Here is a 16,634-nt window from a genome sequence, read left to right as displayed (position 1 = left end):
TTTGTGAGCAGCATACGACCGTATACACATGTCGAAGAGCATCCGTCTCTCCGAGGAGGCCTACGAGCGGCTCGCCGCTCACAAGCGAGACGACGAGACGTTCTCCGACGTCGTTCTCCGGCTCGCCGGCGAGCGATCGCTGCTGGAACTCGCGGGGGTCCTGAGCGACGAGGAGGCCGATGCGCTCCGAGAAGCCGTCGAGGAACGACGTGATCGACGCGCCGCCGAGCTAGAGGACACCGCCGACCGGCTTCGGGAGGCGTAGCGTGCTGCTGGACACGTCGTTTCTCATCGACCTGATGAACGGAGACGGGGACGCCGTCGAGAAAGCTCGGGAGTTGGAAACGGAACTGGTCCGGCAGCGCATCTCCTCGGTGACGCTGTTCGAACTGTACTGCGGTATCGCCCGAGCGACCGAGTCAGAGAGCGAGCGTCAAAAGGTCGAAGACATCCTCGCCTCGAAGCCGATCCACCCGGCCGACACCGCTGTCATGCGGAAGGCCGGTCGACTCGCGGGTGAGCTACAGAACGAAGGAACACCGGTTGGCGACGGCAACGTGATCATCGCCGCAACCGCCGAGGTCGTCGAGGAACCGGTCCTGACCCGAAACGTCGACGACTTCGAGCGACTGGACGTCGAGATCGAAAGCTACTGAGGACGGATTTTCGACGCTAAACGCGCTTCACGGAACGACGCGGAGTCGTGAGCGACTGTGACAGCATGAACGATCCGCGCGAGGCGATCGGACCGTCGCGGTAACGGGTCCGACCGGCTTTTGTGCGACGCGACCGTACTGGTCGTATGAACCTCACAGCGGTGTTACACTCCGGATTCGGCGTCTCGGTCCTGGCCGGATTCCTCGTCTCGGACACGACGCTTCGTATCGCCGCCTTCGCGCTCGGGGCGGTCCTCTTCGTCGCCGGCATCGTCGTGTCGCGGCGGGGGGACTGAGACCGGACTCCTCGGCTCGCGTCCTTTTTGAGCCGCCGGCGCTTACGACGGTTAGTGACAGTCACGAGCGTCCACGACCCGAGCCACCGCGAGGCCCTCTGGGAGCTGGAGGACGCCTTCGAGCGCGGCGACCTCGTCAGCGCCTTCGGCCGCTGTACGGTCACCTACGAGGGACGGGCCGCCTCGGACCTCGGCGCGGGCGACCGCCTGCTGGTGTTGAAGCCCGACGGCGCCGCCCTCGTCCACACCGACGAGGGGCGCCAGCCGGTCAACTGGCAGCCGCCGGGGTCGCAACACCGCGCCGCGGTCCGCGAGGGGCGGCTCCGCGTGGTCTCGACCCGGGATAACCCCGACGAGACGCTGACGGTCCGCTTTTCCGACGTTCACCAGCTCTCAGCGATGGCCGTGACGGGCGGCCGAGACCTCGAACTCCACGGCAGCGAGGAGGACCTCCGAACCCGAATCTTGGAACGTCCCGACCTCGTCGAACCCGGGTTCGAGCCGAGAGAGACCGAGCGCTCCTCCAGCGCCGGTCCGATGGACGTCTTCGGCGTCGACGACGAGGGGACGCCGGTCGTCGTCGAGCTGAAACGCCGCCGGGTCGGCCCGGACGCGGTCGGGCAGCTCGCCCGGTACGTGCGGGCGCTCGGAGAGGAACTGGGGGTCGACGGCGGGAGCGACTCCGGCGACCCGCCGGCCGTCCGCGGGATACTCGTCGCGCCCTCGGTCACCGACCGGGCCGCGGAGCGGCTCGCTGACCGCGGGTTCGACCACGTCGCGCTCGACCCGACGCCGACGGAGTGAGCCGAGCGGCGTGTCAACGCGGGCCGCGATCCGGCGGAGCGCCGGCGCTGGCGCCGAACGAGCCGCCGAAGGCGCCTCGCTATCGAAGGCTTTATCGCCGCAGCGGGGGCTACATCGGACAAGTAGCCATGTCTGACAAACCCGCCTCTATGTATCGGACGATCGACAAGCCGTCGTACACCCGCCGCGAGTACATCACGGGCATCCCCGGCTCGAAGATCGCCCAGCACAACATGGGCGACCTCTCCGCGGAGCCGGACGACTACCCCGTCCAGATCAGCCTCCGCGTCGAGGAGGAGCTTCAGGTGCGACACGGCTCCCTAGAGAGCGCGCGCCTCTCCGCGAACCGCCACCTGATCAAGGAGCTGGGCGAGGGCAACTACAAGATGACCCTCCGCAAGTTCCCCCATCAGGTCATCCGGGAGAACAAGCAGGCGACCGGCGCCGGCGCGGACCGCGTCTCCGACGGGATGCGCCAGGCGTTCGGCAAGCCGGTCGGTACCGCCGCGCGGCTCAGCAAGGACGACGTCGTCTTCACGGCGTACTGCGACGTCGAGCAGGCGTCCGTCGTGAAGGAGGCGTTCCGCCGCGCGTACAACAAGCTCTCCCCGCCGTGCCGGATCACGGTCGACCGCGGCGAGAAGCTGCTCGTCTCGTAACGACCGACCGCGTCCCCGTCCGCGAGGCGGGTTCTTCTCCGTGCGACCGTCCCGTCGAGCCGCAGCGCCGCGCACGCGGCGACTCCCGAGCCGAACTCCTGAAATACCTACCTCGCGTACCGACGGCTAGTGTCACAGCAGTTGGCCGAGGTCGAGACGCTGTTCCTCCACGAGGCGCGGAGCGACTACACCGTCGTCGCGAACCGCGACGGCAACCGCGTGCTCCGCGGGCGGCTCGAACTCAAGGAGACGTCCGCCGGCCCGCGCCCGGGGAAGTTCCGGGTGATCCGCGACGGCGAGGACCACCCCCGCCAGCCGGACGAGTTCGTCGACCTCGCCCGCGCAGCCGGCCGGATTCGCATCTCCGAGCAGACCACCCCCGAGAACCGGACGCGGCTGAAGGAGATGCTCGACGGCTACCAGCTGGAGGCGACGGCGGTCCGGACCTGCCGGCGCTGCGCGAGCGACGGCCGGTACGGCCCGATCACGAGCGAGGACGCCGTCGAGCACAACGGCGAGCTGATCTGCCGGGACTGCGCCCGCCGAGAGCTAGAGCGGGAGCTGTCGTACAAAGGCGAGTTCACGGGCGCGGCCGAGGAGCGCCTCGAAGAGCTGCTGTACGAGTCGGGCGACTTAGACCGGATCGTGAGCCTGCTCCAAGGCGGACTCGACCCGGACCTCACGAAGTACGACGAGGTGTCCGCCAACGTCGACGATGTCTCGCCGGTCGAGACCGCGGACCTCGATTTACACCCGGACCTGTCTTCGCATCTTCAGGGGCGGTTCGAGGAGCTGCTGCCGGTTCAGAGCCTCTCCGTGCGGAACGGGCTGCTCGACGGCGACGACCAGCTCGTGGTGAGCGCGACCGCGACGGGGAAGACGCTCGTGGGCGAGCTGACCGGGATCGACCGCGCGCTGAAGGGGGACGGGAAGCTGCTCTTCTTGGTCCCGCTCGTCGCGCTCGCCAACCAGAAACACGAGGACTTCGAGGACCGCTACGGCGACCTGCTCGACGTCTCCATCCGGGTCGGCTCCTCGCGGGTGAACGACGACGGCAACCGCTTCGATCCGAACGCCGACGTGATCGTCGGCACCTACGAGGGGATAGACCACGCGCTCCGGACCGGCAAGGATCTGGGCGACGTTGGGACGGTCGTCATCGACGAGGTCCACACGCTGAAGGAGGGCGAGCGCGGCCACCGGCTCGACGGGCTCATCTCGCGGCTGAAATACTACAGCGAGGATCGGATGGAGACCCACGCGGGCTACGACGGCACGCAGTTCGTCTACCTCTCCGCGACGGTCGGGAACCCCGAGTGGCTCGCGGAGCGGCTCCGGGCGACGCTCATCGAGTACGAGGAGCGTCCCGTCCCCATCGAGCGCCACGTCACGTTCGCTGACGGCCGCGAGAAGGCCCAGATCGCCGACAAGCTCGTGAAACGCGAGTTCGACACGAAATCGTCGAAGGGGTACCGCGGGCAGACGATCATCTTCACGAACTCGCGGCGGCGATGCCACGAGATCAGCCGCAAGCTCCGGTACGACTCGGCGCCGTACCACGCCGGGCTCGACTACGGGCGCCGGAAGAAGGTCGAGCGCATGTTCGGGAACCAGGACCTCTCGGCGGTCGTCACCACCGCGGCGCTGGCGGCCGGGGTCGACTTCCCCGCCTCGCAGGTGATCTTCGACTCGCTGGCGATGGGGATCGAGTGGCTCTCCGTCCAGGAGTTCTCGCAGATGCTCGGGCGCGCCGGGCGACCGGACTACCACGACCGCGGCCGCGTCTACCTCCTCGTCGAGCCCGACGGCGTCTACCACGGCTCGATGGACCGCACGGAGGACGAGGTGGCGTTCACCCTCCTGAAAGGCGAGATGGAGGACGTGGCGACCCACTACGACGAGACCGCGGCCGCCGAGGAGACGCTCGCGAACGTCGTCGTGGCCGGCAAGAAGGCCAAGCGCCTCAACGACCGCATGATCGGCGAGGTCCCCACCAAGCACGCGCTCGGGAAGCTACTGGAGTGGAACTTCATCGACGGCTTCGAGCCCACGCCGCTCGGCCGCGGCGTCACCAGACACTTCCTCGCGCCCGACGAGGCGTTCTTCATCCTCGATTCGGTCCGGAAGGGGACTGACCCGTTCGACATCGTCGCCGACCTCGAACGGCGCGACGACGAGGAATGACGGCGCGGAGCGCAACGAAACCCTTTAGCGGCTCTTCGGGGTAGGTACGGACGCGGGACCGTGGGTTAGTGGTATACTCCGGGCCTTGGGTGCCCGTGACCCCGGTTCGAATCCGGGCGGTCCCATTTCTGCGGCGCAAGCAACTCCGCGAGCGCCGCAGCCGTGGAGCGGATTCGAAGCAGGGAGCGGAGCGAGCGACGCGAGCGGAGCGACTGGGGTTCGAATCCGGGCGGTCCCATCACGATTTCGGTTCGATAGCTGTTGAACCCCGGTCGTCGCTTACAGAGTCCCTACGCCTCTTTCTCGAAAACCAGAGAGTCGTCGCCCACGAGAAGGAGAGAGTCGATCTGACTGAGTAGCTCCGGTTCGACGGAGGACTCGTCGCTCTTCGGAAACGCAAGCGCGGTGGCGACCTCGCGTACGTCCGTCGAATAGACGCGTCGTTCGAGGCTGTCGGAGTATCTGCCCTCAGCGACCTCGTCGAGTTTCCGTGCGTCGTGTCGATCGAAGTGGGGCTTACACTCGACGATGAGGACAGTTCCGTCTCGGTGAGCGACGATGTCGGGGACGATGGAACCGGAGTGTTTGGTACCGGCTTCCCTGTCATTGGGATGGAGGCGTAACCCGGAGCCGCTTGTCGGGTAGTCGACCGCGAACATCGTCCATCCCTCTCTTTCGAGGTACTCCTCGACCGCTTCGGTGACCTGCTCTTCGTTCATTTACCCTTCCCGCCAGAGGGCACCGTCGTGAAAGAGGATTGCGTCCGCGAAGTACGCGTAGCAGCGGACGAGTTTTCGCTGTGTGAACCGTGTGCCGTGTCGGACCTGCATATAGTACCGAGGGATCTCGCTGTCTTTCAGTTCCGAGTAGTCCTTTCCGAGGAGCAGGCGCCTGTTGACGTTTGCGACTTTGTTGGCCTCCTCGACAAACGCCTCGACGGATGACCCGGACTCATTCCGCGCTGTTACGTCGAGTTCACCACTCTCGGTCTGCGAGACTTCTCCCCAACAGAAAACGAGATTCCGATCGCGGTCACGGTACGATTCACCGATACGAGCCTTCAGATAGTCGATCGCCGCCAGCGCACCGGGGTAGGGGTCTCCGCGAATTTTCGCGTTGGCCGAGTAGATGACGGTCTCGTCCCTTCGCGTCAGCAGTTCGGGCCGGCAAGTGGGATTGGCCTCCTCCAGGTAGTCAACCACTTTCTCGGTCGGGACCGTCTTCACGCTCGTCAAGGGAGACCACGTTTTGCCCGGGCCCTCTTTGTCGGCAAACTGGTTTTGCATCCAGTTCCGACGCTCTCTGACGGCCCGGTTCTTTATGAAGTCCAACTCCGTCGACCCGGTCGCCCGTTCGATGAACGTGTCCACGACGTCGAACATGGACTGCATCTCGGCGTCGTCGCGATCCGGTTGCCCGTTGATTTCGTCGTCGTACCGGAGTCCGTTTTGAGACGAGCGGTGACCCGGCGGATCGCTCGTTCCATCGAAGTCAGACGGATAGTAGTATAGAAGCGCGGGCACCTCGTGAATCTGCATCGCGCTTTCCAACGCTCGGAAGATAAGAGGGTTCAGTTCGTCCCAGTCTTGACTGTTTTTCCTCGTGATGAACGTCGCTTCGGGGTAGATGTAAAGCGCTGGAACGGAGGCCTCCACGGACGCGGCGATCCGGGGAAACCGCTGGAACGCGTTATGTCCGGTCCCTGCTTCCTCCGAAATTTCGACGGTGAACAGAGGCTCTCCGTTGGCCTCGACGATGAGATCCGGCGAGTCTAGATAGAGGATCTCCTTGATGTGATCCGGAACCCGATGGAACTCCTTTGGGTCACCAGCATCACTTTTTGGAAGGTGTTGGGTACTGACGTCAGGTTTGTGATTCGAGAGGGCGGTGTTCTCGATCATATATCTCGCAAAGCGCTCGCTGTCGTTCCAGATCCGGAACATTGGGTTCTAAGAATCGCATCTCAGGGGTAATTAAAAAAGCTAGCGTGAACGTCAGCCGAGGAGGTGTGATAGTGAGGAGACCCGACCGCCGGTAGAGTCGAGGGAATCGTCTACGCAGTAGTCCGACGCGAACTCGATGACCGCCCGGTTGTATCGCAGATAGTCGTCTTCCGGAAGTATCGCTCTCGCGAAGTCCCAGAGATGGTCGTCTTCTTGGAAGGGATCGCTAACGGAAATGTCAAAGAACCGCTCGTAGATGCGTGTGACGTTCTCGTCAACGGCTGGACAGCGCTTCCCGTGACCGAAACAGAGGATCGTATAGGCGATAGCTCGGTCGATATGGGGTAATTTAGTGAGTTCTCCTTCGCTTTCGGGAACCCCCGAGAACATCACTTGGCTCATGATATCTCGGAGATTCCGGGCGACCGTTCCGTCGACGCCGAACTCCGCTAGAAGGTCCGTGACTTGACTGACATCCGCCTCCGTGAGCGACCTTTCGTCCGGATATTTTTCGATGAACTTCGAGAACACGGCTTCTACCGTTTCAGACGGAGTGTCCCTCTCGAGTATCTCTCCGACGAGAACCTCGTATGGGGTCGAATCCGTGCTCCTCCACGGGCGGGAAGCGGTCTTGTCCCCGTACTCATCGAGGACGGTGCGAACGAACAGTTCGGCATCCTGAGACGTTCGGATCGCTTCACCGATATGCTTCGCGAGGAGTGGGGGGACGGCCATCCCTGTCTGAACCCGTCCTTGGACGGTTCCGCCCTCGAATTTAAACTGGTCGGGGAACGACTGTAGCCGAGCCCGCTCTCGGACGGACAGTCCACGAGATTGAGAAAAGTGTCCGTATTGGAACTGCGGGCGAATTCCACCTGCGATGATTGTGGGCCCGGGCTCATCCGGGTGGAGCCGTATTCGCTGTCTAAAGCGATCGTACATTGGCTCTCCCGGGTCCGTCTCTTTGACCCTATCGATAGTCGTCTGACGGTGGTTCGGCGCTTTGTGGTTCCAGAGGTCGTCCTCGGATTTCACTCCCTCCCGCATGAGGCGCTGGAACTCCGTGGGATTGCCCTCCCGATCGTAAGTGGCGGACTCCTCGTCGGCGTCGAGCGGCGGAAGGTCCGCAAGCGCGTCCTCGGTCGACCGCGGGGTACCCTCGTGTGTCGGTTCGGGCCATATAAGAGGCGCATCTGTTCGTGTCCCGAGGAAAAAGAGACGGCGACGCTTCTGTGGAACCCCGAAATCAGCGGCGTTGAGAATTCGATGGTCGACGCTGTATCCGAGTATATCGAGACACTCCTCGATAGCGTCGACAAATCCACCGTCGTCGGCGGATTTCATCGTTGAGACGTTTTCGATGAGGATATGCTTCGGATTTAGCAGTCGGACACCGCGGATGAATTCCTCAAAGAGATAGTTCCTCTCGTCCTCGTCGTGCTGCTTTCGGTTGGCGATCGAGAACCCTTGACAGGGGATTCCCGCCGTGAGTAGGCTGAGCTCGTCGCCGGCGAGCGCCTCTTCTGCGACTTCCGCGAGCAGCGTTGACTCAACCGAACTATTGCTTTCGATGACCTCGAAGATATCCCGATCGTCATCGTTCCGCTTGTTGATCCGCCGGATATCTCCGAGAATAGCGTGTGCGCCGGGGTGGTTCCGCCGGTATGTCTCGACTGAAGGCTCGTGAATGTCCACACCGAGAACGGGTTCAAAACCCGCCCACTCCAGTCCGGCAGAGATCCCGCCGGGACCGCAAAAGAGGTCGATAGCTTTAGGCTCGCTTTCGTCTCGTTGTGCGGCGTCTACGGGTTCGAAGTGCTTCGGCTCACCCGACCAGTTATGACGGTTTTCCTCGATCTCGGATTCGGGATCCCAAACGTCAGACATACGTTAGATCGTGTGCGTCCTGATTGTTCAAAGGAGACATCATCATACTTGTGTAAGCGAGTGGGGTTGCTTGACAGTTTCGCTCACACAGCAGTACCGCAAGTGGTTATTCCATATGTGGATAGCTGAGGATGAGAATTTTTCGGCGTAGATGGGGAGGCGGGTGTTTGGGTCGGCAGACAAGCAGTACAGCGACGCCCAGAGACTGCGAAAAGAGCAGTATGTGTGTGATTCAAAACGATATCGCGCTCAGGCCAGATCCGTAAGCGACTGCTGTTCGTACACGTCGGGGTCGGCGGGGGGCGCGTCCCGGATCTCGGGGAAGTACTCCCGGAGTTGGTTCGCCAATTCCTCGCCGAGTCGGACCGGGACCGCGTTGCCGATCTGTTTCATCACGTCGGTCTTCGTCCCCTCGAACGCGAACTCGTCCGGGAACGTCTGGAGCCGTGCCATCTCGCGGGGGGTGAGGTAGCGGTCCTCGGTCGGGTGGATGAAGACGTTCGTGCTCACCGTTAGCGAGGGCTCGTCGGGGTCAAGCCGGCGGAGGTACGTCCCGTACCGCTTGACTATTTCCGGCTCGTGGGGGCAGGTGTCGGTGTCCTCGCAGTCGCACTGGTACTTTTTCGTCTTCAGGCGGTCCGGGAGGTCTCGGTAGTAGCCGCCAGGCGGGACGTGCCGGATGCGTTCGAGCGTCTTCTCTCCGGTGTTCGCGTACCTCATGTTCGGGAGGTCGTCGCTCGCGTCCGCGAGCGCCTCGCCCGCGGTTCGCCAGTTCCCCTCCGGGGTCGTCGGCTCGGGGAAGCGGATCGGCACGTCGCGGTCGGTCCCCACGAAGAAGATCCGGCGGCGCTTCTGGGGAACGCCGTACTGCTCGGCCTCCAGCACGCGGTACTCGCACTTGTAGCCGTGGGCCGCGAACTCGTCGACGATGAGGTCTTTCACGTACCGGTCGTCGCTGGTCTGCCGGTTGATCAGGTCGCGGACGTTCTCCATCAACACCAGCTGCGGTTCGAGGACGGAGACGACCCGGAGGAACTCCTCGAAGAGGGTGTTCCGCCGGTCCTTCTCCATCTCGTCCAGCTCGATCTGCTCGTTGTTGAGCCGGCTGAACCCCTGACACGGCGGGCCGCCGATCACCACGTCGATCCCGTCGGGTTCGTAGCCGGCGCGCTCGACGGTCTCGCGGATCGCCGGGGCGTCGAGCCCGCGGACATCCTCCTCGATGAACTCCACGTCCGAGAAGTTGCGGCGGTACGTCTCCGCGGCCGGCTCCCACTGGTCGCTCCCGAGGGCCACGTCGAAGCCGGCCCGCTCGAAGCCCAAGTCGAGGCCGCCGCAGCCGGAGAAGAAGCCGGCGACGACCGGCGCGTCGGCGTCGTCGCTCGTGGCGTCCGACTCGGGGGCGGAGCCGCCGTCAGCGCCCACCGACACCACCTCGCGCCGGGGCGGGCGTGCGTGCTCGGTCCATCTGTCGCTCGGTTCGCCGCGGGCGCATAAAAACGTCACACCTCGGGCGGCGGGAGGCGGCGCCGGGCGGCGAGTCGAGCTCTCGCGGCCGTGGTCAGGCCCGGCGCTCGCTGATCTCCTCGGCGATGCGCTCGTCGGGACGGCGGAGTTCGCCGGACTCGACCTCGTAGACGTAGCCGGAGACGGTCGTGTCGTCCGGGATGAACTCCGACTCGCGGAGGTACTCGACCTGCGCGGCGCAGGCGGCGTCGATGTCGTCGGTCATCTTCACCCAGTCGAGGAGGTCGGCGTCCCCGACGGTCAGCTCCGGCAGCGAGGGGTCGAGGTCGGCGGCGTCGAGGTCGCCGGCCTGCGCTTCGAGGCCCTCGCGGACCGCCTCGTCGGGGGCGCTCATCATCCCGCAGTCGGTGTGGTTGATCACGACGATCTCGTCGGTGTCGAAGAAGTTCGTCGTGAGCGCGGCCGAGCGGATCACGTCGTCGGTCACCTTCCCGCCCGCGTTGCGGAACACCTGCGCGTCGCCCAAGTCGATGCCGAGCGCCTCCTCGATCGGGATTCGCTCGTCCATACAGGCGACGACGAGGAGGTTCTCGTCGGTCGGGATCCCCTCGCGGCGGCGGCGCGCCCAGTCGCTTCGCTCGTCGACGGCGGCGTCGAGTTTCTCGCGGTGCGTGTCGTGATCGTCGTGGTCGTGGTCGTGCGACGGCATCGAGAGGACGAAGGGTCGCGACGGACGGAGCCGTTGCGAAAACGACGATCCGCGCCGTCGCCCCGGATCGCCGGCGATATCGTCCGATACCTGACGGTCCTCGCGGACCGCGCGAGCCGGATTCACGCGACGCGAGCGGGACGAGGGAGATCCGCCCGCGACCTTTCGAAATCCTTTTGTCTCGAATCGGCGTTGATGCGAGTGCGAGCCGCCTTAGCTCAGACTGGGAGAGCACTCGACTGAAGATCGAGCTGTCCCCCGTTCAAATCGGGGAGGCGGCATTTTCCTGCGAACCGACGAGGGAGCGCAGCGACCGAGCTGTGAGCAGCGAAAATGCTCCCGACCGATTTGAGCACGGAAGTCGCGCGCAGCGAAGCGAGCACGTCTTCCGGAGTTCAAATCGGGGAGGCGGTATGGCTTTTCAGCGGGATCCGCGTTCGTTAGCCTTGATTGAAGATCGAGCTGTCCCCCGTCCCCGCGAGCGTAGCGAGCGGGGAACAGTGAGACGACCGAAGGGAGTCTCACGCGTTTCAAATCGGGGAGGCGGCATTTTCCTGCGAACCGACGAGGGAGCGCAGCGACCGAGCTGTGAGCAGCGAAAATGCTCCCGACCGATTTGAGCAGACGAGTCGCGAGTTCGAGCGTCTCGACGAGTTCAAATCGGGGAGGCGGCACGTTCTAAGCCCGCGAGCGACGACCGAAGGAGCCAGTCACCCGTTCGGACCCAGCGGCCCCGCGCACTCGCGGCAGAACGTGAACCCCGACGCGTTCTCCGCACCGCAGTGCGGACAGGTCGAGGGGCGGGAGCCGTCGGCGTCCGGGTCCGGCGGGTCGCGGTCGTAAACGGGGTCCTCGGTGAACCGGTCGATCTCCCCCTCGCGCCGCTTGCGGCTGCGCTCGCGGCCCTCACGGAAGATGGCGAGGAGGACCCGAGCCCCGACGCCCAGCGCGACCAACAGCAGCGCGCCGGAGGCGACGAGGTAGACCGTACCGGCGTCGACCATGGGGCGACTACGGGCCGGACACGTAGATAGTGTGGGGTGTCACCACGACTCGTGAGCGGCGTCGGTTCCGCGGGGACGATCCCCTCTCACTCGCCGCCGACGAAGACGGTCGCGAGCCGGTCGCCGCAATGCGGGCAGTTCAGCGTCTGCCACGTGTCGGAATCGAGGTCGCCGAAGGGCTCGGAGCGACGGGCGTCCGCGGCGGCGACGCTCGCGCCGCACGTCTCGCAGTCGTGGGTGTCCTCGGAGTCGGTCATCGTCGGGGGTACGGGCCCGCCGCCGAAACCGACTTCGCCGCTCGGCGCCACTAGTTTCCCATGAGCCGGTTTTCGGCGGTCGCGTTCGACCTCGACGACACGCTGTGCCGTCACGACGGCGACGTGGACGCCCTGTACCGCCGGGCGTTCGAGCGCGCGGGCGTCGAGCCGTTCGGCGAGCCGGACGAGCTGTGGGACCTCCTCGACGGCGCGCCGGACCCCGACGATCGGGTAGGCTACCTCGGGGCTGGATTCGCGCGGCTGGCGGCCCGACACGGGCGGGATGTCGACCCCGTCGCCCTCGCGGCGGCGTTCGAGGCGGTCGCGGACGACTCGCGGGTCACGTACCTGCCGGGCGCGACCGACGCGCTGGCGGCCGCCGCCGCGGCGGGACCGGTCGGCGTCCTCACGAACGGCCCCGAGGACCGGCAGCGGGCGAAGGTGGAAGCGCTCGGGATCGACGACCGCGTCGACGCGGTCGTGTACGCCGGCGACCTGCCGCGTCGGAAGCCGCACGCGGAGCCGTTCGAGCGGATGGCCGCCGCGCTGTCGGTCGAGCCGAGCGGCATGCTGTACGTCGGGAACTCGCTGGGGCACGACGTCGCCGGCGCGCACAACGCCGGCCTCCGGTCCGCGTGGCTGCGGGCCGACCCCGACGACGCGGCGGCCCCGTACCGCCCCGACTACGTCCTCGACTCGCTCGACGAGGTCGCGGCGGTGCTGCGAGCGGGATCCGAGGCCGAGACGGGGGAAGGCGGGGTCGAGACGGAGAAGGAGGCCGTCGAACCGGATGGGGGACCGGTGAGCGACGGGGTCCGCGACCGGGCCCTCGCGGAGGCGCGCCCCGGGGCGGCGCCGGCGAGCGTCGAGTCGCTCGGGCGGGGGAACCGCAAGCGGACGGAGGTGGTGCGGTTCGAGACCGCGGCCCCGGTGGTCGTCCAGTACTCCTCGACGCCGGCCGCGACCCGGACCGAGGCGGCGCTGTTGCGGGCGGTGGGCGAGCGGACCGACGTTCCCGTCCCGCGCCCCGTCGGGGAGGGGGCCGTCGACGGGACGGGGTGGCTGGTCACGCCGCTGGTCGAGGGGCGCGACCTCCACGAGGCGTTCGTCGACCTCGACCCGGCGGACCGGCGGGGGGTCGTCCGGGCGTTCGGGCGGTTCCTCGCGTCGCTCCACGAGGCGTTCCGGTTCTCGGGGTGCGGGCGACTCGCGGTCGGGGGATCGGAGGAGGACGCGGAGTCCGCCCTCGGGCACGACGCCGTCCTGTCCGTGCGAGACCCGGCCGAGGCCGAAAGCTGGCTCCGGGAGTTCGGCGGGCGACACGCGGCGCGGCTCCCGGCCGACCTCGACGACCTCCGCGACCGGCTCCGAGACGCGCTCCGGGAGCCGGTCGAGACCGACGCCGAGCCGCGGCTGTTCCCGTGGGACTTCCGACCGGGGAACGCCCTCGTCGCGGGCGGCGCCGTGACGGCCGTCCTCGACTGGGAGGCGCCGCTGGCCGCGCCGCCGGGCGTGTCGGTCGCGAAGGCGGAGCACCTGGTCGTCGACTGGTACGTGCCGACGGACGAGGCCGAGCCGCTCCGGCGGGCGTTCCGCGACGGCTACGAGTCGGTCGCCCCGCTCCCGAGCGGCGGACGCGCGGCCCGCGCGGCGGCCGTCGCGAGCGCGGTCGTGGACGGCGACGGCGTGGTGACGAACCCGCGGTACCCGCCGGTCGACCGCGAGGCGGCGGTCGAGTTCCACCGGCGGGCGCTCCGGCGGGCGCTCGACGGGACGACCGGGTGAACGGGCAGGAGCGGAAGTACGAGCGTCGCGGCGGGCGCTCAGTACAGCGCGGTGGCGGCGAGGATCCCCGCGGTCTGGCCGACGCCGACGAGCGCGATTCCGGCGACGGTCCCGACGGCGGAGCCGGCGAGCGCGGCGACGGCGGCGCCGGCGACCGAACACGCGGCGGCGGCGCCGTGGACCGTCGAGCGCGGGACTGCCGGGTCGCGCAGGGCCGTGTAGACGAACGCGGGCGCGGGCAGCAGCAGCCAGCCGTAAAAGGCGACCGCGAGGAGCGCGTCGGCCGGGACCGCGGCCGCGAGGCCCGGTGCGGTGCCGTTACGCGCGAGGAACCCGACCACGCCCGCGAGCGTGACCGGGGTCCCCGCGAGGATCACTAGCTTCCACGCGCGGAGGACCCCCGTCGCCATGTCGCGCCACGAGGCGGCGACGAACGCGACGAGGAGGACGCTCATGACGACGTGGGCGACGAACAGCGCGTGCGCGGAGACGAGACCGAGGACGGCTCCCGCGGCGACGCCCCACGCCGCCGGGACCAGCAGCGCGGGGCCGTTCTCCCGGAGGGTCAGGGCGGGACCGTCCGCGTGACGCGTGCGTGACACGGACGCCGCTTTCGCGGCCGGAAGCATAAACGTCGGCGTCGGGAGGCGCAGTCGGAGAGTCCCCCAAGACACTCCAGAGACCGATCGCTTTCGGCGCGAGAACGCGGCAAGCGGTCAGTAACCGTCCGCAGAACAGCGGTATTTCGAAAGCGAACGTCAACAGAGCGTCGTGGTAACTGTACACTCGCAATCCTTATCACCGGTCGGGGCTTCCCTCTATTCGCAATGGCGACCGGAAAGGTTGATTTCTTCAACGACACTGGCGGCTACGGATTTATTGAGACTGACGACGCGGACGACGACGTGTTCTTCCACATGGAAGACGTCGGCGGCCCGGACCTCGAAGAGGGCCAGGAGCTCGAGTTCGACATCGAGTCCTCCGAGAAGGGCCCCCGCGCGACCAACGTCGTTCGGCAGTAAGCCGATCCGAGAAGGTGGGTCGGTCCGGCTGACGCCGAACGCGACTCTGACACACGGTACCAAACGTTTTCGTCCGCGCCGCGGGCTCACGCTCGCCGCGGCCGTATTTTATCCTCGACTAGCGCCTCGCTCGCCGAGCGGTGTCGCTCGTCGCGTGCGCGTCGCTCGACGGGTGAAAGCGCGTCGCTCAGCGGGTGAAAAACAGACGAGAGCGCCGCGTCCTCTCAGATGTGCTGCCCGAAGAGCCCGCGGCCCTTCGTCACCTCGACGTCCCCCTCGACTTTCGTCTGGCAGGCGAGGCGGACGTCGTGGCTCGGGTGGTGCGGCGGGAGCCAGAGGCGAGCCTTCTCCTTTTTGCCCGGCTCGCTGACCTCGCCGTCGACCTGGACCGCACAGGAGCCGCACGACCCGGCGCCGCGGCAGTTGAGCTGCTCCATCTTGCCGTTGTAGACGGAGAGACCGGCCTCCTTGAGCACGTCGCGCAAGACGGCGCCCTTCTCGCACTCGATCTCCTCGCCCTGATAGGATACGGTGGGCATGTCGATGAACGGTACAGCGGCGATCCACAAAGAGCCTGTGTCCGCGGGGCGCGACGGGCGACTCCGGAAACGGCGGCCGGATCCTCCCGAAACGACGACCCGGTCGGCCCGGAGCGGCGGCCGGATCCTCCCGAAACGGTCGTACGCCGAGCGTCGGACGCCGACGGGGCGTTTTTTACCCTCGGCACCGCAGGGTGGCACAATGGGACTCAGGTGTCTGCTCGGACACGACTTCGGGGAACCCGAACTCCAGCGGGAACGCGAGGAGGACGGCGACGAAGTCGTCACGACCGTCAAGGAGGTGAAGAGCTGCGCTCGCTGCGGCGAGACGCAGATCGTCAGCGAGAACACCGAGGTGACGACGATGGAACAGCTGGCCGACGAGGCCGCCGCGAACGCGGCCGGCAAGACCGGTGCGGCGGCCGGACCCGACCGCGGGACCGCGGGGGAGTCGGCGGCGACGCCGGGCGAGAGCGGACCGCCGGGCGACGCCGAGAGAACGGCCGGCGCCGCGCCGGGGGGCGTCGACGCCGAGGACGGCGCGGCCGCCGGAGGCGGCGTGACGCTCGACGAGGAGCCGGGGGCCGGGACCGACGACGCGGTGATCATCGACGACGGCCCCTCGGGCGACGAGGGGCCCGGAACGGCCGACGCCGAACCGGGTCCGAACGGGGTCGACGCGCCGGCGGGTCCGACCGACGGCCCGAACGCCGCGAACGGGGCGGGGTCCGCCGAGGCAGCGAGCCGAGCGGACGAGGACGCGGAGCTTCTGGACGCGGACGACGGGGGAGCGTCGGCCGGGACGTCCACGGACGACGGGGAAGCGTCGGCCGGAACGTCCACGGACGACGGGGGAGCGTCGGCCGGAACGTCCACGGACGACGGGGGAGCGTCGGGCGGCGAGTCGGCGGCGGAGAGCGACGACGGCGTGATTCTCGACGAGGACGGGGAGTCGGCCGACGACCGGGAGCGGGGGGCGTGGCCGTCGGTGGACGAGGCGGACGCCGACGCCGACGAGCGGACCGCCTGGCCCGACCACGGCGGCGAGGACGAGGGGTTCAGCGCGGAGGCCGGGCAGGGCGGCGAGGCCGACGTCGAGTTCGGTGGCGGACTCACCCCGGAGGCTACGGAGGAGCGAGAGGGCGAGTCGGCGGGGACGGAGTACGTCGAGGCGCCCGACGACGCGGAGGCCGTCGCGTTCGACGCCGGCGAGGGCGGGACGGGGATCACCCGCGGCGAGAGCCCCGACTTGGAGACGATGGGAGACGACGAGCCGACGGAGTACTACTGCCCCGAGTGCGGGATGGTCCGGGCCGCGGACGGTAGCTCCATGCGCGCGGGCGACATCTGTCCGGAGTGTAAGCGCGGGTACGTCGACGAGCGGCCCCAGTAGTCGAGCGGGGGTACGGAGGTTGGACGAGC

At 67.2% G+C, this 16,634-nt stretch carries 18 protein-coding genes, 2 tRNA genes and 1 pseudogene; 12 read left to right on the top strand and 9 right to left on the bottom strand.

Features of this window, described 5'->3' with window-relative positions; translation table 11 throughout:
* Positions 1-28 precede the first annotated feature (28 nt).
* The 7 genes from KI388_RS13970 (at position 29) to KI388_RS13940 (ending at position 4,724) form a co-directional block, all read left to right on the top strand.
* A complete protein-coding gene (locus KI388_RS13970; RefSeq protein WP_215087186.1) occupies positions 29-265 on the top strand; it encodes an antitoxin VapB family protein in 237 nt (78 codons plus the stop codon).
* A 1-nt stretch (position 266) separates the two neighbouring features.
* Positions 267-656: a type II toxin-antitoxin system VapC family toxin gene (locus KI388_RS13965; RefSeq protein WP_215087185.1), complete on the top strand. Its 390-nt coding sequence runs from the start codon at positions 267-269 to the stop codon at positions 654-656.
* A gap of 146 nt (positions 657-802) precedes the next feature.
* Positions 803-952, top strand: coding sequence for a hypothetical protein (locus tag KI388_RS13960; RefSeq protein ID WP_215087184.1), 150 nt, complete (start codon positions 803-805; stop codon positions 950-952).
* Positions 953-1,006: 54 nt separating this feature from the next.
* Entirely contained in the window at positions 1,007-1,756 is a 750-nt protein-coding gene (gene nucS, locus KI388_RS13955; protein WP_215087183.1) for an endonuclease NucS, read from the top strand.
* A gap of 128 nt (positions 1,757-1,884) precedes the next feature.
* The gene (locus KI388_RS13950) at positions 1,885-2,415 is read left to right on the top strand and encodes a 50S ribosomal protein L16 (RefSeq protein ID WP_215087182.1); all 531 of its coding nucleotides are present in this window, start codon (positions 1,885-1,887) and stop codon (positions 2,413-2,415) included.
* A 129-nt stretch (positions 2,416-2,544) separates the two neighbouring features.
* Positions 2,545-4,599 (top strand): DEAD/DEAH box helicase, encoded by a 2,055-nt coding sequence (locus KI388_RS13945; RefSeq protein ID WP_215087181.1) that lies wholly within the window; start codon positions 2,545-2,547, stop codon positions 4,597-4,599.
* 54 nt (positions 4,600-4,653) lie between these two features.
* Positions 4,654-4,724 (top strand) — tRNA-Pro (locus KI388_RS13940).
* A gap of 165 nt (positions 4,725-4,889) precedes the next feature.
* Here the strand turns inward: KI388_RS13940 and KI388_RS13935 are convergent.
* The 5 genes from KI388_RS13935 to KI388_RS13915 all read right to left on the bottom strand — a co-directional run bounded on the left by KI388_RS13935 (position 4,890) and on the right by KI388_RS13915 (position 10,605).
* On the bottom strand, positions 4,890-5,318 hold the full coding sequence (locus KI388_RS13935; protein ID WP_215087180.1) for a hypothetical protein: 429 nt from the start codon (positions 5,316-5,318) through the stop codon (positions 4,890-4,892).
* Positions 5,319-6,542, bottom strand: a complete 1,224-nt coding sequence (locus KI388_RS13930; RefSeq protein WP_215087179.1) for a hypothetical protein — start codon at positions 6,540-6,542, stop codon at positions 5,319-5,321.
* Between the two features lie 51 nt (positions 6,543-6,593).
* Complete coding sequence (gene dcm / locus KI388_RS13925; protein ID WP_215087178.1) at positions 6,594-8,429, bottom strand: DNA cytosine methyltransferase; 1,836 nt, start codon at positions 8,427-8,429, stop codon at positions 6,594-6,596.
* Between the two features lie 249 nt (positions 8,430-8,678).
* Positions 8,679-9,860, bottom strand: coding sequence for a DNA cytosine methyltransferase (locus tag KI388_RS13920; RefSeq protein WP_215087177.1), 1,182 nt, complete (start codon positions 9,858-9,860; stop codon positions 8,679-8,681).
* A 130-nt stretch (positions 9,861-9,990) separates the two neighbouring features.
* Positions 9,991-10,605, bottom strand: coding sequence for a carbonic anhydrase (locus tag KI388_RS13915; RefSeq protein WP_215087176.1), 615 nt, complete (start codon positions 10,603-10,605; stop codon positions 9,991-9,993).
* 207 nt (positions 10,606-10,812) lie between these two features.
* Here KI388_RS13915 and KI388_RS13910 point away from each other — a divergent pair.
* Positions 10,813-10,886 (top strand) — tRNA-Phe (locus KI388_RS13910).
* Positions 10,887-11,315: 429 nt separating this feature from the next.
* Here KI388_RS13910 and KI388_RS13905 read toward each other — a convergent pair.
* Both KI388_RS13905 and KI388_RS13900 read right to left on the bottom strand, forming a co-directional pair.
* A complete protein-coding gene (locus KI388_RS13905) occupies positions 11,316-11,609 on the bottom strand; it encodes a zinc-ribbon domain-containing protein (protein ID WP_215087175.1) in 294 nt (97 codons plus the stop codon).
* 86 nt (positions 11,610-11,695) lie between these two features.
* Positions 11,696-11,866 (bottom strand): hypothetical protein, encoded by a 171-nt coding sequence (locus tag KI388_RS13900; protein WP_215087174.1) that lies wholly within the window; start codon positions 11,864-11,866, stop codon positions 11,696-11,698.
* Positions 11,867-11,926: 60 nt separating this feature from the next.
* On the opposite strand from KI388_RS13900, the pseudogene KI388_RS13895 reads away from it, so the two are divergent.
* Positions 11,927-12,589, top strand: a pseudogene (locus KI388_RS13895) (HAD family hydrolase); the annotation flags it as partial.
* The gene (locus KI388_RS13890) at positions 12,584-13,651 is read left to right on the top strand and encodes a phosphotransferase (RefSeq protein ID WP_251133267.1); all 1,068 of its coding nucleotides are present in this window, start codon (positions 12,584-12,586) and stop codon (positions 13,649-13,651) included. The pseudogene KI388_RS13895 and the gene KI388_RS13890, both read left to right, overlap by 6 nt.
* 38 nt (positions 13,652-13,689) lie before the next feature.
* Here KI388_RS13890 and KI388_RS13885 read toward each other — a convergent pair whose 3' ends face one another.
* Positions 13,690-14,280, bottom strand: coding sequence for a hypothetical protein (locus KI388_RS13885; protein WP_215087173.1), 591 nt, complete (start codon positions 14,278-14,280; stop codon positions 13,690-13,692).
* 198 nt (positions 14,281-14,478) lie between these two features.
* Here KI388_RS13885 and KI388_RS13880 point away from each other — a divergent pair, with 198 nt between their 5' ends.
* Complete coding sequence (locus KI388_RS13880; protein ID WP_004599158.1) at positions 14,479-14,673, top strand: cold-shock protein; 195 nt, start codon at positions 14,479-14,481, stop codon at positions 14,671-14,673.
* A gap of 224 nt (positions 14,674-14,897) precedes the next feature.
* On the opposite strand, the gene KI388_RS13875 is transcribed toward KI388_RS13880, so the two are convergent.
* The gene (locus tag KI388_RS13875) at positions 14,898-15,212 is read right to left on the bottom strand and encodes a 2Fe-2S iron-sulfur cluster-binding protein (protein WP_215087172.1); all 315 of its coding nucleotides are present in this window, start codon (positions 15,210-15,212) and stop codon (positions 14,898-14,900) included.
* Between the two features lie 202 nt (positions 15,213-15,414).
* On the opposite strand from KI388_RS13875, the gene KI388_RS13870 reads away from it, so the two are divergent.
* Positions 15,415-16,605 carry a hypothetical protein gene (locus tag KI388_RS13870; protein WP_215087171.1) on the top strand — a complete coding sequence of 397 codons (1,191 nt, stop codon included), beginning with the start codon at positions 15,415-15,417 and terminating at the stop codon, positions 16,603-16,605.
* Positions 16,606-16,634 lie beyond the last annotated feature (29 nt).

It is taken from the genome of Halorubrum sp. 2020YC2 (genome assembly GCF_018623055.1).
Taxonomy (GTDB): domain Archaea; phylum Halobacteriota; class Halobacteria; order Halobacteriales; family Haloferacaceae; genus Halorubrum.
This window is presented reverse-complemented; position numbering and strand designations above follow the sequence as displayed.